This is a genomic window from Paenibacillus dendritiformis, assembly GCF_945605565.1.
Classification (GTDB): domain Bacteria; phylum Bacillota; class Bacilli; order Paenibacillales; family Paenibacillaceae; genus Paenibacillus_B; species Paenibacillus_B dendritiformis_A.
In genome coordinates, this window is record NZ_OX216966.1 from 331277 (window position 1) to 351645 (window position 20369).

Sequence of the window (20369 nt, forward strand, 5' to 3'; positions counted from 1 at the left end):
TCGCCACTGGGTAGCCCTACCAAAACTCAAGAACTCAATTAAGACTCGAACGCCGTTCTTTCTGGAAACTTTCCGCCTTCTCTAACTAGACACTAGAACTTTGCTGGAATACTTGGGTCGGGTACACCTTCTAACTCAGAAAATTTTCTGGTTACTTTGTTTACCTCGATTTTTCCCATTACATTTTTATTTGGTCCAAATTTGTAGACAACCGTTTCATTATCTTCAAATTCTTTTAGTAACAGTACATATGAAGCCAAGATTACTCCTCCTCTGGCGGATACCAAGGACGACCAGAATCTACCGTTCTGTCGTGGGCAGTCCTGTAATCCGTCTTAAATATACCTTCAAATTTAGATTCAAATAGTTCATGATTCAATAAGTCGATGTCATTCTTTTTATACGTCCCTTTTTGAAGCCTATCCCGGGCTTGAGCAATTTCATAATCAGGGTCAAAACGTCAACACCATGCTCCTTTATGTGTTCTTTGAAGAATAAATGGTCTTTTATCCTTTGTGCTCTATGTTCAGCCATTTCTGTATTTTTGGGGCTCTTCGCCGTTATAAATGTAAACATCCGTTAATACTGGAAATCAAGAGACCAGTAGAAGATGAGGTGTTTTCATATATTTGTCAATCTAAAGGAAGGGCAACTGGAGGAGCTTCTTCATATTCCGGAACCGTGGTACATTCGTCAGGTGGAATTCAGCCTGGAAGCCAAGCAATTGGACGTATACGTCAAGTTTAGAGAGCGGGCGTTATTTCCATGTGCAAAATGTGGTGAGCCCAATCAACCAGTTCGGGATATCGCTAACCACGACCGTACGTGGCGTCATCTCAATTTCGTTTTGAGTCTATCAATTTGCGGTTTCCATTTATTATCGACGCCTTCAAAATCTACAAAAATAAAGCCTATTCCTATACTAAAGATTCAAGTTGGAATAAGCTTTTTTGAAAGGTTATCAAGTGTGTTTGTTAAGTTGTATAGTGTATAGCTCTTGAATGTATTGTACAATCTGTTGGCTGGTATTGTAGTTGGTTTCATCTCTTGATTTTCATAAAAAGTTCTCTAATATCTTTATCTCAAAAATTTAGTTCAAAAAACTTCCTTCACCATAATCCCTTGATCTTTATATTCATCTAAATTGTAACTTAACCAACTTTTCTCTTCAGGTCTTTCTTTATAAAAGCGTAAAGTAGCATATTGGTCATCGCAACTCAAAACTATAAGAAATTTATGTCCAGGGAAACATTTTCTCAACTGATCTTCCCATCCTTCCATTATCTGAAATGCACAAATAAGAATATTGTTCTTTGTCATATCAATATCCTTAATGTAATCATTAACCCTGAGTTCATTACATGATGCTTCGTAACCTGTTTTATCTTTATGAAACTTCATTACCATATCCCAGTTGATATTTTCAGCGTTTAATTCTCCCTCTAAATCAAGAATAAAACACCCTCGAATTTCGACTATATTTGGATATAGTACCTTTTCTGATGGAAGAAAATTTTTGTTTGTCATGCTGATTAGACTTCTGAATAAATCACTTTTTAAATCAGACATATTTCTGTTGTTATACTCCATATCTTATCAACTCCCAAAACCCTATTTGAATATAGTGCTTTCTCCTAAAAACTTTAGCCCTTTATCAATCGCCTTTTGAACATCTTTATCTTTAAGAAGTTTTTGTATTTTACTAGGTGCCTTCTCACCAGTCTTTTGATTATAAAACTCTTTAGATTTTACATCAAAATACCACTTGGTATTATTTGGCTCATGATAATGAATTTGTCCATCTCTCTGGCCGGGATTTGGATTTTCAACATCAATTCTCTCTGTTTTACCATTTTGCCATGTTGTCTTACTTTCAAATTGAGTACCATTTTGTCCAAATGTTTTTTTAGCTTCACCCGTTCCCCCAGCGCCACCCTTACCCTGAGGCGTCTTCCCTGAATTACTCTCCATAACATTCCAGTAATTCTTCTGGGTCTTTGTCAGCTCAGATGGTTTTTTTACCGTGCTTTTATTTGAATATATATAACCACCAGCAGGGGCCACCTTCAAACCATAATTATTATTATCGGCCATTTTTTCAAGAGTATTTCTTATCCCTTGAATCCCATTCTTGAAGCTCTCTTTAACCATTTTTTGGCCAACTTTATACTCAAAAAACTTATCGCCTGTCCACACTCTTAGCTTCCCATTGACTATTTTCAATGGGCTTATTGCACTTTTTATAAATTTGGGCATTCCTATTCTGAATCCCGGCGGAATATCGTACGTCGTGCGCTCTCGGACAAAGAAGAAGTTCAATTGTCTGACATTCGGCTCATCATGAAACTGATTCTCAAGGTCCTTCGCTATCATTATTTTATCTTCTAAGGACAACCTATTGTCTTCCCAGGCATTATAATGCTCAGGGTCGGTGATTCTGCCAAATAGGATGTCCCTCATCCCCTGCTTCCGAAGCTGGTTCGGGAGGTGCAGAGTATCAATGGCTTGAAACCGCTCGATTAGCCGATTCAATCGGTTATTCGTTTCCCATACCTCGTCGGGGATTCGGCTTGCGCCAATTTCCACGGACCGGCTGAAATGAATCAGAAAGTTCACGAGCGTCTCTTTCGTTTGCGGTTCTCTTAGACCTTTGGCGCCGGTAAAAACTTTCCCCAGCAAAAACGTGAATTCCCCGTACATTTGACGGTTCAGTTCCTTTTCTTCATTCGTCAAGTGGGCATTCTTCATGCCTCGGATAACCGCATTGATAATGCTTGGACCAGTACTGCCGGAAGCAACCGGCATCATAGCGAGAGTGCCTAGAGAACTCTGTGCCAAACGCCCGGTGGTACTAGCAATAGGGATCATCCCCAGGACAGTCAGCGCGGCGGCCATCATTTTTCCGATCTGGGCCCCGTTGATAGAAGATACACTGGAAGCCTGAGTCTTCGCTTCCTGTGCAGCCGTATAAGCCTCTACCGTCATCAACGGGGGTTCAGGCACCGGTTCCAGATCGGTGACATGCACTGGCGCTTTGACGCTTCCTTCTTGGGTAAGAAGGCCGGAGCGCAGATCCGACTCGCCATCCAGAACCAGACTGCTCTCCCCGCCTCGTAAATAGATCGCTTCGCCAGCTTCCATGTTCCACCGCTGGCCTGCTTGAGCGGAGAAGCTGCCGCCGCGGATGGCAATGCTTCCCGAACTACGGATCTTCACTCCGCTCTGTTCATCGAGCCGAATGACCATGCCGCTCCCCGCATGCAGACGCAGTTCGTTGGCCACCAGCTCGAACCCGTTGCCTTGTTTGTTATGCCAAGCTTTCGCTTCCGGCTTCCGACCCGGATCCCGACTGCGCAGCGCTCCCCGAACGACGGCTTCCGCTTCTCTCGCGGAAGGCAGGTACAGCTGCACGCGCTCCCCTAGATCAGGCATGCTGTACCATCCGGTGTGTCCTTCTGCAACGTAGGTTGTCATATAAGGGAACCAGCAGCCATCTTCGGTCACATCATGCTCTTCATCGAGATCAAGCTTCAGTTGGACGCGATCTCGCTCTACCCCGCATACGGCAGCTCCCATGACAGCGCCTGCGGCAAGCGAATTCTCTTGGCGAGACCAGACGGCGTTCTCCTCCAAGCATAATTGATATGTATGAAGAAGCAACCCTTGTTTCATTTCACTTACCGCCTCGATCACTACCGTTAGCGCGCCGTCTGGGAGGCGTAGACGGTCACCCAATGAACAATAATATTCCAGTTCAATTGAATATATTGTTACCGGAGTAATCATGTTCTCCCCGACAGCAGGACTCCCGCTCAACCCTTCCTGCCCATGCAAAATCTTTTTTCTCCGATAAGGAATATGGCGATCCAGCTCCCGCAACCTTCCCTCAGGCAGCCCAAAGAAGATCTTTGGAGCGTCCGCCATAACTTCAGGCACTAAGACCGTCCCGAATCGGGAAGCCATTCGCTTCAGAAAAACCCAATCTGTCTCCTTGTATTGCAGTGTAAAAGCTTCTAACGGTGCCGCTTCACTCGCAGTATCAATGACATCTGCTCCCTTGTAATTCTCGATTACACGCTCGATCAGTTCCTCATAAGATACATCCGTTGGATGAAAGGAACGGCTCTTGATTTGCACATCCAGTTCATACGTCCACGAGACCGCTTCCAAGGTTACATAATATATGCCGCGGGCCATACGGACTGTTCGAGTGAGCAGTTGTCCCTGGAACAATGTCCGCAGGACGCTGCCGTCATTCGTGATCTGATGCACCGCGACAGATTCGCCCGCGTCTGATGAATCAATCACCCGCTCTCCTTGTTCCTCACTCAAGATGCCGCTTAGTACCATTCGGGCATGATGATTAACCCGCTGCTCGATTCGCAGGTCCGTAATTTGCTGTACTCCGTATTTCCATGAAAGGCGCACATTATGATACCCTGCTAATTCTATAAACTCCCCCGTCTGATTCATCTTCTCCTCCTCCCCGGATAGCAGCAGACGCGCTACGGCAGCGCATTGAGCTCCTGCCGCTTGACCGCTTATCCATCAATCCAGGTCCTGCCCATCGTTCTCGATCCGAATCGTTCCGCAATACAGGCATTGATGGGTGCAACGGCTTAGCAGGGCCGGTTTCCCATCTACCAACACATCTCCTTTTCCATTAGCCCAGGGAATCGTCACTACAGGAACACAAGGCGCTTTCTTCACGCCATAGATATCCACCATATTGCTGGCCTGTACGGCTGGATTGAGCGGACTGAAGCAGTTGCCGAAGGAAGGTATGGTAATTCCGGGCAAGAAGTCTCCCGTATTCAACTGAGCCTTGCCTTTGAGATAGGTGCCATGGCTTTGCAGCATTTTAAGCCGTCCCGGCTGAGTCCCGTAACTGCAGCTAACAATCGCTCCTGCCACGACATAGCTTTCTTTGGCGCCTTTGCCCGGTTCGATGCGAATTTCCTGTGGTTTGCTCATTTATCGCACACCCCTTTCCTCATCGCTTAATCCCTTTCCACTTCTTCAAGGCAAATTCCGTAAAAATCCCTTCTCAGCATGCTCTCGGCCACAGCCAAGTTCACAATCCATATCGTTTCGCGCACGCCATCCACCTGGAAGAACGGTTCGTATGTTTTGTTGCCTTCTAGCACGAGCCGTTTCAATGCCCCGTCCTTAAAATATTCGCTCCGGACAGAGAGACAGCGAGTTCGGGGAGGAGAGGCGTTCCAGTACACTTCCTGATGCACCCGTCTGACATCGGTCAGAATGACTAGATTCCAGCGCATATCAGGCATATACTTCTCAAGCAATTGCTTGAATTTATCCGAAACTAACGGCAATGGCCGTTCTAAAAAATCCACGTATTCCACATGTTCCTGCTCTCGAATCGGAAAGGACAGAGAGGTTGAATCCCCCTCAGTCTTTCCATTCTCCGATAACTGGAAGAGAGAATTTGATAAACCGACCGGAATAGCACGGCCCTCAATCCGACCGTCCTCGGCAAGCTTGAAGTACCGGTTCATGATGTACTCCCCTTTCCTTGAGACAGTGACAGACAAGCCTCTCGTCCCGGAAATATTGCACCGTCCAGACTTGAATCGGAGAAATCCGTATCTGTCAAATCGGCCTCACGGAAATCCGCATTTGTCAGATCCGACTTCTGGAACCGGACACCTCGAAGAGTGGCTCCACGGAAGTTGGCTCCCCGCAAACAGGTCCTCACAAAGACGGCGCCATCCAATTTAGCCCTTGTAAAATCGGCTTCCTCCAAGTCGCAGTCCGCAAAACGGACGCCTTCCACACCAGGAGGCGCCCAATCCGGTACCGGCATGCCCGCCTTCCCCTGCACACAGTGAAAGATCGAAGCCTTCATGGAGCATCCGCTATATTTGGCCCCTTGGACGAGGCTGTAGGCAAAATCGGCGCTATCCAATTGGCAGTCATTCCAAACCGTACCCAGCAGAAACCCTTCACCCAATCGGCTGCTCTTCAGATCGCAGTTCCGGAACGAGCTATAGCGAAAATCAAGCGCATGATAGTCACCGCCTGATAAATCAAAACCATAAAAATCCTCATATGTATATGCAGCCGAATCATTCTTCTCCTGAAGCCAAGCTCTCACTTCCTCCGAGTCCCGCTCCCGCTCATCCAATCGGAATATACATTCGCTATGGGAGAGATAATCTCCGACGCGCACCTCAAACACCGCTTCCTTCTTCAGCTCCTTGAACTCAGGCAGGGCAGCCGCCTCCATCAAAGAGAGGCGAATCAGATTTACAACAAAGCGATGGAAATGCTCCGCTTCCAGGAGTCGAATCCGATCAAGCTGCGGCAAAGTGACCGCTCCGGAATAGTCGGTAGCTGCCCGTGTCAGTTCACCCATGAGGCGGTCCAAATAACAAAAAGCCCAGGAGGCATCATAGTTGTCCTCAACCGGACGGAAGTCAAACAACCATGACGCATCAGACGCTTGAACAAGATAGCTGGCACGGCCATGCGCAATATCGGTTCTTAGCATGGAGTACGTAATAAAGCCAATACGTCCCTTCTTTCCTGCAAGCTGCTTCATACGGATAGACATACACAGTTCCTGAAAAGAATGGACGAATTCTCTCATCCATGCCGTCTTCTCTTCCTTCCAGCACTCCATGAACTCACGAAGCACTTTCTGCCGTGCCAGGGGTACCTGCTGTCTGAAATGCGCCAATGCTTCCTCTCTGCTCACAACGCTCCCTCCCCTCAGCCGCTCAGTTCGAGTTGACAGTGGCGCCTGTCAGGCTTGCATGTCCGCCCAGATGGAGCTGGCTTCCCTTGCAGCTAAGGTTCATCTCGCTTCCTGCAGATAGTACCACTTTCTTCGCAGCGTTCATCGTAATATCTCCGTCCGCTGTAATGCTGATATTTTTACTGCTGGCAATGTGAATGCCCTCTTGCTCATTCAGCCGAATGTAAATGGCTCCCTCTTTACCTGTAATGACAACCTCGTCAGGAGCCAGCATAATTTCCTTCCCATAGGGAGTTCGGAAGATTTTGACTTCCGGGTTATTTAGTTTATCGTTTTCCCCGGTTCGGGTCTGTTGCCTCGCGGCACCGCCCGCAATGCCTTCTTCCTCCTTGCTGCCAGGAAAATATACCGTTACCGGGTCTCCTATCTCGGGCATGACATACCAACCGGTGCTTCCTTCAGCCGTATACATGGAGGAATAACGGAACCAGCGTGCCTCCTCGATGTTCTGTTCCGGATCGAATTCGAAATGAACTTTTACCTTGTCCCCAGCTACACCGATAACCCGCCCATGAATCGAGGCGCCAATCAGATTTTCGTTATCATATGCCTTCTGCCGCAGCCCTTTATGAGAACAGAGTACATAATGATGCTGGACAATGCCATCCGTCATAGCCGTGTACGCTTCGCATACGAACAAACTTTTGCCCTTGAAAAAAACATGGCTTCCCAATTCAAGCACCCTATCTGTCTCAATCTCATAAGTGATAAAGTCATCTTCGATCACTTTCGCCATCTCATTCTCCGTAAAATAACGGAAAGGCTCTACACGCTTCCTGACAATATAATTGACCTGCTCCATGCGGACGGCGGCGTCGCCCTCATAGATGCCAAAATAAAATTTGGGCTTATCAAATTGAGAAGCCGGCATAAGGCTCGTATGATACCGGGAGGCCATTCTCCTCAAAAACTCCCAATCGGTCTCATTGTACTGGAGGGCGAACCGGCTCAACTTGGCTCCGCCTGTCGCTTCATCCATCACATCAAGGCCGGGATAGTCCGCGCCGATCTGCTTCAGCATATCCGGAATCGTAATGTGAACATTCTGGAAGGAGCGAGTCTTCTGCTTGACATCCATCAAATAAGTATGGGAGACTGCTTCCACTTCCACATAATAGACGCCCCGCACCACATTTATCTCAATAGAGAGGGCCATCCCACGGAACAACGGCTTGCTTCCGCCGTCCTCATCCACTTGATACAGCTCGACGGGAGTATTCGCTTCCGTCATCTCCACATAGCTGTCCTTCTTCTCCTCAGAGACAATTCCAGTGAAGCGTAACCGGGTATGCTCATTGATCTGCTTCTTCATGGACAGATCGCTTAAGCGAACTAACTCATATGGAAAAATTTTTAGGTTGTCATATGTTAAGCTCATTCCTCTAGACCCCCTTTTGTTCCTCTTCCACTTGAATGGCCTTCAATATGCTCTTCCCTACCGGTTTCCATATCTTCGACTCCGCCTCTGAGCAGTTGAAGGAACATAATAATGCTCTCCCGTTCAGCTCGGTGAATAGCATGTAATGATACAAGTTGCCATCCAATGAACCTGTAATGAACTCGCAATACCCTGCAGGCTTGCCTTGATTGGTTGCCGTCATGCCTTGTCCTATCCAGGAGCGAACTGGCTGTACTGATCGCAGGACATGTATCATTGTGTCTGTGAAAAATTCAATATCCCGATTGGGAACAGGGTCGGGTGTGTAATGAAAGGCCAGGCTGACCGTTCCGGTATCGTTCGAATAAATCAGGGAAGGCCGATGTTCAGAAGGATATTTGATACTGGCCTCCTGCCTCGTCAGCAGGCGGAAGGTTCTGGGCAAAGGCGCATAAAGCGTATCCTCGATCAATTCGATAAGGAAAAAAGGTACAAGTTCGTCGGCAATTCGCACGAGCGGTTGACTCACGTCAATCGAGGCCTCCTCGCTGATCTCTGCTGTATCCACCGGAGGTTTTTCCTCTTCTTCAGCAGTCAAATCGCTCCTCTCTGCTTCGAGCTCTTTCATCATCGTGATGATCTTCTCATCCATATGCTCCACGATGCACCCCTCCTGGCTGTATAATTCAAAACATGGTTCAATCCACAATCACCCGCTGCCGCCCGCCGGGACGCATGTCCGGCGCCATGGCCCGGCCGCTGCCCGCTTCGCTCAGCACCCGGCGGAGGCCGGCGTAGAGCCGATCGTTAGTCAGCTCACGGTAGCCAGTGCCGAGCCGCTGGCCAAGGTAGTGCTGGATAACGTCCCGCTCCACCGCGCCGCCGTTCAGGCACAGCATGGCGAAGGCCGCGTCATGCGCATGCTCGATGCGGGTCTTCAGCAGCTCCTGCGCGAAGTACCGCAGGATGAAGGGCGACAAGGTGCTCTGCCCGATGCCCGCATGCGGCACATGGATGACATTCAGCGTGTTGAACTCGGTAGACAGGTCGGTGAAGCTCTGGTAATCGTCCCGCAGCCGCGCGCCCTCCTTCAGCTTGAAGCGGCCCAGTTCCATCTCGTTCGCCTTCACCTCGGCCGTGTCTTCGTCCAGCACGATCTCCCCCGGGAGCGTCGTGAAGTCGCTCGACGGCTGCTCCGCATGGAACCGGATCTTGAGCACAGTCTCCCTCCCGGTCGAGCGGTAAGGCAGCTCATGCTCCTGCTCCAGCATATAGATGAGGCCTCCATGCTTGACGATGCCTTTGCCGACCGTCAGGCTGCGGGGGCCAACCTGAACCTCGGTCCCGGCCAGCACCCCGCTCGAATAGGACTGATAGGCGATGTCGACGAATTGCCGCGGGAAGTCCCGCAGATTCTCCAACATGTCCGTCTTCAGAATCCGGCCCCGATGGAAATGCGGCACCTGATGTTTGAACAAGGCGCAGCCTCCTTTCCGTTCTGTCTCGATTATTTCAAGCCGTCGAAGAAATCCAGCTCCGACAGATCATTCTCGAAGGCATAGAACTGCTTCGCACCGATATAGAGCTGCTCGTTCAGCCGCGCGACCGGCACGGTGTCGAAGCCCCAGCTGCCGTCGCCGGCGAAGACGAACCATTTGGCCTCGCCGTTGGCAATCGAGTCCGTGTCATCCTGCGGAATCCGATCGCCGTATTCCGCAGCAATCTCCTCGTACCGCACCGGGCGGTACGCCGTGAAATCATTGGCGTACACCGCGATATAGCGCAGCTGGCCGTCCGCGTTGCGGATGTTGAACTCGATCTCATGCGCGCCCAGCGGCCGCGAGATCGAGCCGCGCGCCTGATCCAGCCGTTCGTAGCTCGCGATCAGCAGCTTCTCCTGCCCCGTATGGGTCAGGGCGCTGACCGAGTACGGCACGATCGGCGCCTGATTTGTCAGCCGCGCTTCAATCAGCCCCGCCTTCCGGGCGCTCAGGTAGCGCAGCGCGCCGCGCAGGCAGGCCAGCTTCAGCTCCGGCACCTTGCCGGAATCATCCGCCTTCTGCCGGAACTCGATCGCCCGCCCGGGCACGAACTCCTTCAGCGCTTCCCGGAACACGTCGATCCGGCACGATTGGCCGGTCAGCTTGATGATGGAATAATCCTGCAGCCGCCCGTCACGGAAAAACTCGTCCAGGAACTTATGCACGATCGCATAGATGTCGGCCCGAATGAGATGGTTGATCTCCTGAATGTTGAACACGACATCCGGCGGCTCGTGCACGTCCCGGAACTGCCCTTTCTCCCGCAGCGACAGGCACCACCGATCCAGGACCGTCAGATGCAGATCATCCTCCGCCCGGCTGCCGCGCCCCGAATCGAAGCGGCTCCGCAGAATTCCCGTCCGGCGGAAAAATTCCTTCTTCATCCCGTCCGCCATCTCCCACAGGACGTAGAAATTGTTCCGCACCCGCTGATACTCATCCCGGGAGCGGTGCTCATATTCCTTATACCGGGTCGGAATAACCGCCTCCGCCTCGCGGTAAGCGGCGTCGAATGCCTCATAGACCGCCTCCGCCCCGAATTCATCCACATGGCGGTACAGGTCGGCCGCCGGGATATCGATCAGCGAATCGATGTCCGGCACCGTTCCGGCCATCGCTCCGCCGCCGCGGTAATGCCCGGCGAAGACGATTTTCATGAATTGCATGATCCGGTACGTAATGTTGTTGCCGCCGAAGTTCGTATCCCCATTTTCATAGGACGTATGGATGTCCAGCTTGTAGGCAATGTGGCTGTCCTCGATGCGGAAGCGGCAGGAGGACAGGTCGGTCGTCCCTCCGCCGCAGTCGATGACCAAGGCCTTGTATTCCTCCCCATCGAGGAATCGCTGCTGCTCCATCTGATTGGCAATCGTGTTGTACAGCACGGCCAGCCCTTCGTCGAGGGCATCGTCAGACTCGATCCGGTATTCCGGCAAAATATCGGCGAACATCTCGATGAACTGCTTCTTCAGCTTGACCGGGCCCGACAGATGCAGATGCCGGAAGCGGCATTTGAACTGATGCTCCGCCATGCGGATGACATGGAGCGTATAAGCCCGGATCAGCTCCTGCCGGGACACGGATGCCGCATTTCCCTGCGCATCCATCACATCTTCCCGCTTCTTGTAGTTGTTCACCCACCGCTTCATGCCGTGGAAGACGGTGGCGCTGCCGCTGTAGCCGTTCCTTTTCCGGTCTCGCAGCGCATCGTAGCCGAAATGATAACGGATGCGCTCCGGATCGGAGCAATCCGCGACGCCGATGACAGTCGGAAGCACCTCGATCCAATCCGCATCCGCAGACGTCGTGTCGGGGAACGCCACATAGTTGATCCGATCGAGGCGAATGCGTCCGCTCAGCACATCGTTCGTATTAGGCGAAGCGATATAGCCGCTGTCCAAATACGCTCCGGCCGTCGTATTCGAGGTGCCGAAATCGATCGCCAGGATGGCATCGGTCTCCTCCAGCTCGCGGATGTCCAGATCGGTGACCGGAATTTTGTAATAATACAGATGCGCCGGAGGGAGCGGCGTATCGCGGTAATACGTGCGGTACACGTACTCGGACACCGCCCGCGGGAAGAAGAGCAGGCTGTACTGGCGGTTCGCCGTCTTCTTCACCTCGGCCTCCTCGGCCATCGCCAAATAAAAGCTTCCCCGCGCCGAACCGTCCTTCACCAGATTGAGAATCGCGCACAGCTCCAGATTTTCATTGACGAGCAGCACGTTCGATTCAGCAATCTCCTCCCCCGCCTCTACCCGGTAGCCGTCGAACCGGTCCAGCTTCAAGCCGGAGTACAGCGTAATCTTCGCCGGAATCCGGATGCCTCCGGCATCGGTCATAGGCGTGCCCAGATACTTTTTCATGGCCGCCTCGACCCGCTCGAATCCGCCCGGCCGGACGCCAGTGATGAGCAGACTCTCGTCTGCGCCCCGGTATTTCATGATGGTCGCGATCAGTTCGTCCCGATCCAGCGTGTGGATCAGCCCCTCGATCAGCTTCTCCCGCTGGCATATGTTCCGGAGCTGGAACGTCGTCATTTCCAACAGTTCCTCCCGGTGATACTGCGCCCGCTTCCGGGCATCCTCCCGGCGTCCCGGCTGCGTGTACAGCTTGTACGAGTATCCGGCCATAAGTTACCTCTCCCTCCGGCTGTCAACTTCGTGACCTGCCCTATCATGAACGGCCCATCCTTGCCTGCAACCATTGCGATGAACCGATAGCTTAACGTACATAACAATGCCATCTCATTTCTTTGAAAAAACCATCGTTCACCCCGGGCAGCCTGCTGTTACAGGGAAATCTGCCACGACAGAGCAACCTGCCACTACTGCAGGGCATCTGTCACTTGCAGAGCACTCTGCCCTACAGGACCGTCTGCCACTCCCGTGCAGTCCGCTTAGAGAGCAGTCCGGGCTAATACAGAGCAATCCGCCCCAACTGCATCGTGTCGTCCACCTCGATAATGCCGAAGTGATCGCGCCAATACACTTCCGTATGGAAGCGCGCCGGCAGGAACAGATCCGTAATCAACTCCACCTTCGCCCGGACCGCCTCCGACTTTTCATGCCCCACATAGATGAGCAGCTCATCCTTATCTTCACAATTCACGTAAATGGTCGAACGGCGGAAAATGCGCCGCATCGTATCCCGCAGCAAATAGACGGCTTCGCCCGTCTCATACAGACGCAGCACATTGCACGCGACCGCCTCCTGCTCATCGCGGGTGAACAGCGGGATCGCTTCACTCACGCGGGGGCCGAACCGTCCCTCCGCCATATCGCGCAGCACGAACCGGATGTAGTACTCGCGCCGGTTCATCCCCTGGTAGCGGTCAATTCCGGTCAGGAAGTGCAGAATGATGTCGAACAGCGCATGACGGAGCTCGGTATCCTCTTCGTTGTTAATATCGAACAGGTCCTTGAACAAGTCGTAGAAGCGGTAGTACGGATTGACCTCGACCTTCTCCAAATGCTGCAGCGCGCGCGTGTTGAGATCCTGGAGGCTGAGCTCCATATAGGGCGAGTAGACGCGGGCCGGAGCGAACCGGATATCCTTCGCCTCGATGCCGGCTTGTTCCGCCTGGATGACCAGATCCCATATATAATTCACGCCCATTCCCCTTCACACTTGTATTCCGGAAAAAACATCTGCACTTCCGACACGAGGAAGCTCATCTGATCCTGTAGAAGGAAGCGCTCGTCCTCTTCCGCCTGGCGAGCCCGGAAGGCGAGCCGCATCACCTTTTTGTCCCGTTCCGTGCGGACATTGTCGCTGACGAACGGATTCATCTCGTACGTCTCGGGCGATCCGTCGCTCCGATCGCGGATATCGACCCGCTCCAGCACAAGCAGGCGAGCCGCATCAAAAGCATGCACGATGCGGATGATCTCCCCCGTCGCCCGGACGATCTGTCCCTGCCGGCGGGCATATTTCCCGATGAAGCCGTCCGTTCTCCGGTTGGAGACGAGCGGATAGCTCAGGCTGCCGAGGCGGGCGGCGACGGGCTGGGCGATTTTCAGGACGCTCCAGGTGCCCGCCTTCTCCTGCGGCGACACGATGGTCAGCTCATCCCGCGAACGCTTGATATAGCGGATGTTCTCCTCGTCGCCCTCCACCAAATAGCCGTGCTCGCTGCCCGTCTTATGCAGCGACAGCACATGCTCGTAGTTGATCCGATCGGAGGCCGGAACCGGGAAGCCGCTGTTCTTGATGGCCAGCCGCTCGATATTCCAGAGCGGAACGACATCGACCCGCTTATGCGGCTCGTATTCCTCCAGATCGACCGTAATCTCGCTGATCTCCTCATCCTCCTGCGGCACGGCGTCGCAATGCGTCAGCAGCACGTCGACGAACTTGTAGGCGTACGGATGATTGACCGTCTTCCACGGCACATTGTTCTGCTGGAACACGTGATACAGCTTCTCGATCTCTTCAATATAGCGCCTGCTCTGCACAAGCCGGACCGAGATCGGGTAGCATCCGCCGGACGTGATCATCTCCCCGCGGAACGTTCGCTCCCCGTCCAGTAGCCCCCGCAGCGCTGCATAATCGCACTCCAGGAACAGCGTGAACAGCAGCGCCTCTTCCTTCCGCTGCATATGGTCCAGCAGCCGGCTCATGTCGAGCAGCTTCGGCGCCGCGTCCTCCGGCAGCATCGGATGCAGGAAGTCATGAATCGGGTCCAGCTCGTCGCGGCGGCACAGCGAGACGAAAACATCATGCTTCTCTTCGCCGTCCTCCACCTCATCGAACACTTTGCGCTCCATCTTCCGGTTCATCTCTTCCTGATACTCCACTAGATTGAGGAACAACCCGGTCATCAGCTGCTTGAGCTGCTTGCGCTGCTCCAGATCCTCCATTTTGCTTAACCGATCGGAAATGATATCCTTCATGGCGATGATTGACCCTCCTTCTCCTCAGCTTCCCCGGCGTGGGCATGCTCCCCGGCTGTTGCCGCTACTGTAGTGCCCGTCCGGCACGGCACGGCTCCCTGCCGGAGCGTCCGTGACCCGGCAGGGAGTGCCCCCGGCGGGGAGTACCCGCGGCAAGCACCACTGACGGCGCGGCTGTCACGATAGTGCCCGCGGGAGCACACCTGACGGCGCCTGCCACGATAGGGCCCGTGGGAGCACCACTTACAGCGCGGCCCGCCACGATAGTGTCCACGGGAGCACACCTCCGGCAGAAAATCCTGTAAAAATACAGCTTTGTTTGCTGAGCACTGCCCTCTCCGCATCAATCCTGCAAAACTGCAGCATTTTGGCGGACTATCCCGGGATTTGGCCCGCTATGGGCAAAATTGATGTAGTTTTGCAGTATTTTCCACTTTCCAGCGCTTATTCCAGCAAAAATCCTGCGCGTGTGCAGGAATTCTTGATTAGTTCGCCCGAATTGGCATTATCGAGTTGGGCCGTCTCCCGCTTCTCCGGAGTCCGCCCCCGAATTCATACCTGGGTTCGCGCTTGAGCCACCGCCGGAGTTCGTCCCGGAGTTCGTCCCGGAGTTCATCCCGGAGCTCGTTCCAGACTTTGTGCCAGATCCAGCGCCAGAGTTCTCGTCGGATTTCCTCCCGGAGTCTGAACCCGAACTCGCACCCGGGCTTGTATCCGGGCTCTTCCCCCGGCCCGCGCCCGAACCGTTGCCCGCAGCCGCGCCCCCATTCGAGGCGCCTGCGGTTCCCTCCGCGCCGCTTCCCGTACCGGACGCGGCTGCGCTGCCGCCGCCGGAACCTCCGCTCTGGCTGGCGGCATTCGCCCCTGCCGCAGGCGGCGCTTGCCCGGTCCCGGCTGCTGCCGTTCCAGCCGCGGAACCATCCGTGCCGGCGGCAGGTTGAGGCGGCGGATTGAGCTTGTCGACCGCCTTGTCGATCTTCCGCTCCATACCCAGCACCCGCTCCAACATGTCAATCTCTTGATAAATCTGCTGCGCTGCCGAATAAGCATCAATCGCCCCGACATAATCCTGGGCGGCGAACTGCTGATCGCCCTTTTTCTCAAGCTTGTCGCCCTCGAGCAGCCGCTTCTCCTTCTTCAGCCCGGTTACCTTCTCCTCCGCGTCCTCCAGCTTCTTGCGAATCTCCTTCTCGCCGTCGACGAAGCCTTCCTCGATGGCCGCCCGGCGCGCCCTCTGATACGAGCTGCGGGCACCGACGAAATCCTGCGTCTCGAACTTCATGTCCCCTTCCTGCACCCAGCTCATAATCTGCATATACAGGTTGGTGCGTTCGATTTTGTCCTCGAGCTCCTTATGATTGAACTCCTTGTACGGCTTCGCTTCCTCCTGCGCTTTGATGTATTTGTCCAGCGCCTTCGCATAATCCCGTTCCTTGAAAAAGCCGTCTCCGTCCACCATCAGCTGCATCAAGCGCTGCTTCTTGTCGAACAGATCGCGGTGATAGCGGTCCTTCAAGCGCTTGGCCATATTTCTCGCCTCGCTGTACTCGTTCACGGCCTTCGCATAATCGCCTTCCTTCATGTACGTGTCGGCATTCTGCTGGAACTCGATCATATTCGTAGCCGCCTCCGCCTTGCGCGAGACTTCCTTCGCGTAAAGGTAAATGGCGCCGCCTCCCGCCACGGCCAGGATGACCAGCGCGATCAGCCATTTTTTCAGCTGCCGCCACTTCTTCTTCGGATCCTCCTTGAACGCCTTGTTCACGTAGACGGCAACGGCGGTATAATTATTGACCGTGCCGCGCTGCTTGCTGAGCAGCACGTCCTCGAGCGTATCCGTGAAGTCCTCCGGCTCCTTCGCTTCCTCGAGCGCATCCAGCATCTCCAGGCGGTGCACCTCTTCCCACAGGCCCGGCGTGCACAGCAGCAGCACATCGCCGTCGGAGAGTGGCACCTTCTTCGAAACGAACGGCTCGAAGGCATCGGGACGGCCCATATAATTGAGCAGGTTATGGCGCTCTGCGTGATGGTCGATCGCCGCATCCGAGATCTCGCCGCTATTCGCCATCGCCTGCGCCAGACTCTGATCCTGGCTGCGCCCGAACAGGCGCCCGCCGCGGAAATGGTACAGGCGCGCATGGCCCGCCACCGCCCAGACCATCTTCGAATAGTCAGTGACGACCAGGATCAGGCTCGCCTTGAGCCGCACCCGGCGGCTCTCTTCTCTGAGCCATTCATGCGCTTCCTGCATGTACCGTTTCAATCTCAGCGGAGACATCGTCGGCTTCTCAGTGAACCGCCCCAGGATGCTCTTCACGACCATCTCGGCGCTGTCCGCCTCCCGATCCGCATCCAGGCCGTCCGCGACGACCCAGCAAGCCATATCATCGAGCTCGACATAAGCGAAATAATCCTTGTTATGTAGAAAAGAACCGGCTTCCGACACGAAGCTGGTCTTGAAATCGCTGTTCTCCTTCCTCATCCGTACCCCCGCTTTTCCCCTATTCCGCACGCAGCTCTGCAGGCTCTCCTTCATGTGACGGGAATGATGCCCCCGACTCGCCGACCGAACCGCTTCTTCGGCTCCTTATATTCCGACGCAGCGAATGCCACGGCCCTCCGGCCTCTTAACTTCCGACACACCGAATGCCACGGCTTATCCAGCCCCTTAGCTTCCGACGCAGCGAATGCCACGGCCCTCCGGCCTCTTAACTTCCTGCACACCGAATGCCACGGCCCTCCGGCCTCTTAACTTCCTGCACACCGAATGCCACGGCTTATCCAGCCCCTCAGCTTCCGACGCAGCGATTGCCACGGCTCTCCGGCCTCTTAACTTCCTGCACACCGAATGTCACGGCTTATCCAGCCCCTCAGCTTCCACCGCAGCGAATGGCCGACTTTCGTCGTGACGCAGGCCCCAGCCGCTTCGGCCCCGCAGGCTCTGGCTGCCATCGCTCCCTCCGGCTCGCCCACACTCAGTCATGATCGACGATGACGATCGTCGCGTTGTCCTGATTCGCCAATCCCTTGGCTTCGATGGCCTCGATAATCTCCTCGGCCGCATCATTCGGCGATATCGGCTGGGACAGAATCGCCTCCAGCTCCACCTCGGTCATCGTGTTGTAGACGCCGTCGCTGCACAGGATGACCCGATCCCCGGGCCGGAGGTCGAACGGTTCGCTGCCCATCTCCATCCGGGCGAAATGCTCGTAGCCCAAATAATTGACCAGCCGCTTCCGCAGCGGATGATCGATCGCTTCCTCCTTCGTCAGCTCCCCTGCCAGACAGCGCTCCTGCAGCACGGATTCCAGCGTATGCTTCTCATTCATCCGGATGAACTCCCCGTCCCGGAACACCATGATGACACTGTCCCCGACGGCGGCCCAATACAGCCAGTCCCCGGCAATGACGCCGGCGACGAGGGTCGTTCCCCCGGGAGCGCCCTGCAGTTGCTGCAAAATCTCCGAATTGCTGACCTTGGCCGCCTTCGCGAAATAATCATGAACGTCCCGGATATCGGACAGCTTCAGAAATTCCCGGATGAACACGGTCACGGCAATCGTGCTCGCCAGACGCCCATGGGCGAGGCCGCTAATGCCGTCGGCCAGCACGGCGGCGGTGCCATGCGGAGTCGTCACGCTGGAGAAATAATCATCCTGCTCGTCCCGCGCGCCGATCGTCTGCCCGTTCCCGATCGGAACTCCCGGCTTGTCGGGAGCGGCGTTCGCCAGCAAGCGGCGCCGCGCCCCGAGCAGCAGCAGAATCGCCGCCGCCGCACCCAGCACGATGATATACGGCACCCATTCCTGTAATTCCATCGGGATGCCCATATTAACCTTCGTTATGGTCCCACTCGAAATGGACCCCACAAAGCGGAATAAAGATGAACTTGCTCCGGCCGAGCTGAAGGACGTCGTAAGCGGCCAGCTCTACCGGCGTATATACCGCTTCGTTATTGTGATAGGCCAGGCCGGAAGCGTCGCCCGGCAGGAGATAGAAGTTGCGCTTCTTCGGGTCGTACACGATGACGGCGTGATTCCGCCGCGAGATCGCATTGTCGCCCAGAATGCGGATGTGCATGTCCTCGGAGCGGCCGATGAAGTTCTTCTCGGCGCGAATCCGGTAATCTTGGCCGAGCTGGGGACCCTCGATGCAGACGAGCCACCCCGTTACCGGGTCAATGCCCGTCGTCTCGCCCAGATAAGGCATCGTCTTCTCGTCCTCTTCCGGCCGCACCGGCTTCTTCGCCGCGGCGTCGCCGCTCGGCGCCGCCTCCACCGAGATACTGCAATAGGGGCAAATATTGCCGTGCTTGCGCGTGCTGAACATGTGCCCGTTGGCGCATCTTGTCAGACTCATCCTGTTCATTCCTCCGTTACTCGATTCTTTATAGAGGTCTTGCTTCTATCGATATAGCGCTCATGGCGCTATTTCACCACGATTCGCGTATTGGCAATGCAAATAATATCGCCGGATTCGATCCGGTGCGGCCCGTCTTCCTCCAGCTGCACCGCCGTCCTGCGTCCGGCCGGCTGAATGCCGACGCCGTTGCGGGAATCGAGGTCCTCCACGTACCAGCTTCCCGAAGCATAGTTCAGCACCGCGTGATGCTTGCTGATCAGCGACGCGTATTCCGAATCCGACAGATCTATGTCAACCTCGCTTTGCGCAGAGCTCTTGCCGATAAGCAAGGATGTTTCCCCATGGATGTACCATTCCTTCACGCTCTCCCCTTCTTCGTCCAGGAGAACGAGCTTGGCAATGGCTGCGCCGTCCTGCCGGCGCTTCATGCGGCTTCGAGCCCTCCAAGCGGCATAGACGACTGCCCCTGCGGCAAGCAGGACGCCGACCGCCACCTTCAATACCAGATCCGCATTCCATATGTATACGTAGAACAGCGCTGCCGCCGCAATGCCGGCAATCAGCACATCGATGACCACAATCCAGCCGGAACGGTGCTTCCGGTCGGGATGGGCTTCTTCATAATCCGCTTCATACCTCACATTCGATTCCTCCAACAGTCCAAGGATCCCGTGCCAAGACGGAGTCCGTCCAGAATCAATATGCCAATGTACCGTCTGTCTAACTTCAATGAACTCAATGAATCCTGCCTCTGACTGATACGCATCTGGCCGCCGCTGCGGCGGCCCGCCCGGTTACCGGGGAGCCGGATGCGCTTCCGAATACGCTCAGGCACAAGCCATGCCTGCGATGAGGCGAACCGCTTCCATTCGGATCGTCGCCCCGCCCCTTCACTTCTTCCGCATGCCGAAATACCGCTGGAACATCGCCGCCGCGTCGATCGGCTCCGACGCTTCCTTGTCCGCGCCCTTCATGCCGGTCGGCTTCTTCGTCTTCGGATCGAAGCCGAAGAACCGGGCGAAGTTCGCCTCCACATTCCGCGGATCGAACGGTTCCTGCGCGGACATCCCCGCGGCCTCGCGCGGGCGTTCCGGCCCGGCTCCCCGCTGTCCGCCATGGCCGAATGCCTTGTCGGCCTTTCCTTTCCCGTCCAGCTCTTCATCATACGCGGAGCGCGCAGCTTCATCCTGGAGCACCGCATACGCTTCATGAATCTGCTTGAACCGCTGCTCGGCCTCGGTGCTGCCGCCGTTCACATCGGGATGATGCTGCTTGGCGAGCCGCCGGTAGGCCTTCTTGATCTCGTCCGGCGCCGCATCACGCCGCACGCCCAGCACGTCATAGTAATTCGCAGCCATCCGCATCCTCCCCGCCACTCGCTAAGAAATAAAATTTAAGAGGCACGAAGCCTC

The 20369-nt window shown here is 54.6% G+C and carries 18 protein-coding genes and 1 pseudogene; 1 reads left to right on the forward strand and 18 read right to left on the reverse strand.

Annotated features, from left to right (window positions below):
- Positions 1-92: 92 nt before the first annotated feature.
- Positions 93-260 carry a hypothetical protein gene (locus NNL35_RS01365; protein WP_006677020.1) on the reverse strand — a complete coding sequence of 56 codons (168 nt, stop codon included), beginning with the start codon at positions 258-260 and terminating at the stop codon, positions 93-95.
- A gap of 365 nt (positions 261-625) precedes the next feature.
- Here NNL35_RS01365 and NNL35_RS30585 point away from each other — a divergent pair.
- Positions 626-844: pseudogene (locus tag NNL35_RS30585) on the forward strand (ISL3 family transposase); the annotation flags it as partial.
- A gap of 251 nt (positions 845-1095) precedes the next feature.
- Here NNL35_RS30585 and NNL35_RS01370 read toward each other — a convergent pair.
- From NNL35_RS01370 to NNL35_RS01445, 17 genes are all read right to left on the reverse strand, one after another.
- Complete coding sequence (locus tag NNL35_RS01370; protein WP_006677018.1) at positions 1096-1590, reverse strand: hypothetical protein; 495 nt, start codon at positions 1588-1590, stop codon at positions 1096-1098.
- Between the two features lie 21 nt (positions 1591-1611).
- Complete coding sequence (locus NNL35_RS01375; RefSeq protein ID WP_006677017.1) at positions 1612-4473, reverse strand: type VI secretion system Vgr family protein; 2862 nt, start codon at positions 4471-4473, stop codon at positions 1612-1614.
- A 75-nt stretch (positions 4474-4548) separates the two neighbouring features.
- Positions 4549-4974, reverse strand: a complete 426-nt coding sequence (locus NNL35_RS01380) for a DUF4280 domain-containing protein (protein ID WP_006677016.1) — start codon at positions 4972-4974, stop codon at positions 4549-4551.
- Positions 4975-5000: 26 nt separating this feature from the next.
- Positions 5001-5519: a hypothetical protein gene (locus NNL35_RS01385; RefSeq protein WP_006677015.1), complete on the reverse strand. Its 519-nt coding sequence runs from the start codon at positions 5517-5519 to the stop codon at positions 5001-5003.
- Positions 5516-6721 carry a pentapeptide repeat-containing protein gene (locus NNL35_RS01390; RefSeq protein WP_006677014.1) on the reverse strand — a complete coding sequence of 402 codons (1206 nt, stop codon included), beginning with the start codon at positions 6719-6721 and terminating at the stop codon, positions 5516-5518. The genes NNL35_RS01385 and NNL35_RS01390 overlap by 4 nt, the downstream gene beginning before the upstream one ends.
- A gap of 22 nt (positions 6722-6743) precedes the next feature.
- Complete coding sequence (locus NNL35_RS01395) at positions 6744-8159, reverse strand: phage baseplate assembly protein V (protein WP_254552859.1); 1416 nt, start codon at positions 8157-8159, stop codon at positions 6744-6746.
- Positions 8160-8163: 4 nt separating this feature from the next.
- Positions 8164-8820, reverse strand: coding sequence for a hypothetical protein (locus tag NNL35_RS01400; protein WP_006677012.1), 657 nt, complete (start codon positions 8818-8820; stop codon positions 8164-8166).
- A 37-nt stretch (positions 8821-8857) separates the two neighbouring features.
- Positions 8858-9637, reverse strand: a complete 780-nt coding sequence (locus NNL35_RS01405) for a hypothetical protein (protein WP_006677011.1) — start codon at positions 9635-9637, stop codon at positions 8858-8860.
- A gap of 29 nt (positions 9638-9666) precedes the next feature.
- Positions 9667-12333: an acetate and sugar kinases/Hsc70/actin family protein gene (locus tag NNL35_RS01410; RefSeq protein WP_006677010.1), complete on the reverse strand. Its 2667-nt coding sequence runs from the start codon at positions 12331-12333 to the stop codon at positions 9667-9669.
- 283 nt (positions 12334-12616) lie between these two features.
- Complete coding sequence (locus NNL35_RS01415) at positions 12617-13318, reverse strand: hypothetical protein (RefSeq protein ID WP_006677009.1); 702 nt, start codon at positions 13316-13318, stop codon at positions 12617-12619.
- Positions 13309-14595 (reverse strand): hypothetical protein, encoded by a 1287-nt coding sequence (locus NNL35_RS01420; protein WP_006677008.1) that lies wholly within the window; start codon positions 14593-14595, stop codon positions 13309-13311. The genes NNL35_RS01415 and NNL35_RS01420 overlap by 10 nt, the downstream gene beginning before the upstream one ends.
- A gap of 505 nt (positions 14596-15100) precedes the next feature.
- Positions 15101-17077, reverse strand: a complete 1977-nt coding sequence (locus tag NNL35_RS01425; protein WP_006677007.1) for a SpoIIE family protein phosphatase — start codon at positions 17075-17077, stop codon at positions 15101-15103.
- Positions 17078-17424: 347 nt separating this feature from the next.
- Positions 17425-17547 (reverse strand): hypothetical protein, encoded by a 123-nt coding sequence (locus NNL35_RS30300; protein ID WP_274380387.1) that lies wholly within the window; start codon positions 17545-17547, stop codon positions 17425-17427.
- Between the two features lie 23 nt (positions 17548-17570).
- Positions 17571-18413 carry a PP2C family protein-serine/threonine phosphatase gene (locus NNL35_RS01430; RefSeq protein WP_238535337.1) on the reverse strand — a complete coding sequence of 281 codons (843 nt, stop codon included), beginning with the start codon at positions 18411-18413 and terminating at the stop codon, positions 17571-17573.
- Between the two features lie 13 nt (positions 18414-18426).
- Positions 18427-18954, reverse strand: coding sequence for an FHA domain-containing protein (locus tag NNL35_RS01435; protein WP_006677005.1), 528 nt, complete (start codon positions 18952-18954; stop codon positions 18427-18429).
- A 68-nt stretch (positions 18955-19022) separates the two neighbouring features.
- A complete protein-coding gene (locus NNL35_RS01440; protein ID WP_006677004.1) occupies positions 19023-19598 on the reverse strand; it encodes an FHA domain-containing protein in 576 nt (191 codons plus the stop codon).
- Positions 19599-19847: 249 nt separating this feature from the next.
- Positions 19848-20315 (reverse strand): J domain-containing protein, encoded by a 468-nt coding sequence (locus tag NNL35_RS01445; RefSeq protein ID WP_006677003.1) that lies wholly within the window; start codon positions 20313-20315, stop codon positions 19848-19850.
- Positions 20316-20369: the final 54 nt, after the last annotated feature.

Bases quoted from the DNA above. Each gene is read 5' to 3' on its own strand.
- NNL35_RS01370 (WP_006677018.1), bottom strand. From the start codon at position 1,590: ATGGAGTATAACAACAGAAATATGTCTGATTTAAAAAGTGATTTATTC.
- NNL35_RS01375 (WP_006677017.1), bottom strand. From the start codon at position 4,473: ATGAATCAGACGGGGGAGTTTATAGAATTAGCAGGGTATCATAATGTG.
- NNL35_RS01380 (WP_006677016.1), bottom strand. From the start codon at position 4,974: ATGAGCAAACCACAGGAAATTCGCATCGAACCGGGCAAAGGCGCCAAA.
- NNL35_RS01385 (WP_006677015.1), bottom strand. From the start codon at position 5,519: ATGAACCGGTACTTCAAGCTTGCCGAGGACGGTCGGATTGAGGGCCGT.
- NNL35_RS01395 (WP_254552859.1), bottom strand. From the start codon at position 8,159: ATGAGCTTAACATATGACAACCTAAAAATTTTTCCATATGAGTTAGTT.
- NNL35_RS01410 (WP_006677010.1), bottom strand. From the start codon at position 12,333: ATGGCCGGATACTCGTACAAGCTGTACACGCAGCCGGGACGCCGGGAG.
- NNL35_RS01415 (WP_006677009.1), bottom strand. From the start codon at position 13,318: ATGGGCGTGAATTATATATGGGATCTGGTCATCCAGGCGGAACAAGCC.
- NNL35_RS01420 (WP_006677008.1), bottom strand. From the start codon at position 14,595: ATGAAGGATATCATTTCCGATCGGTTAAGCAAAATGGAGGATCTGGAG.
- NNL35_RS01425 (WP_006677007.1), bottom strand. From the start codon at position 17,077: ATGAGGAAGGAGAACAGCGATTTCAAGACCAGCTTCGTGTCGGAAGCC.
- NNL35_RS30300 (WP_274380387.1), bottom strand. From the start codon at position 17,547: ATGGCAGCCAGAGCCTGCGGGGCCGAAGCGGCTGGGGCCTGCGTCACG.
- NNL35_RS01430 (WP_238535337.1), bottom strand. From the start codon at position 18,413: ATGGAATTACAGGAATGGGTGCCGTATATCATCGTGCTGGGTGCGGCG.
- NNL35_RS01435 (WP_006677005.1), bottom strand. From the start codon at position 18,954: ATGAGTCTGACAAGATGCGCCAACGGGCACATGTTCAGCACGCGCAAG.
- NNL35_RS01445 (WP_006677003.1), bottom strand. From the start codon at position 20,315: ATGGCTGCGAATTACTATGACGTGCTGGGCGTGCGGCGTGATGCGGCG.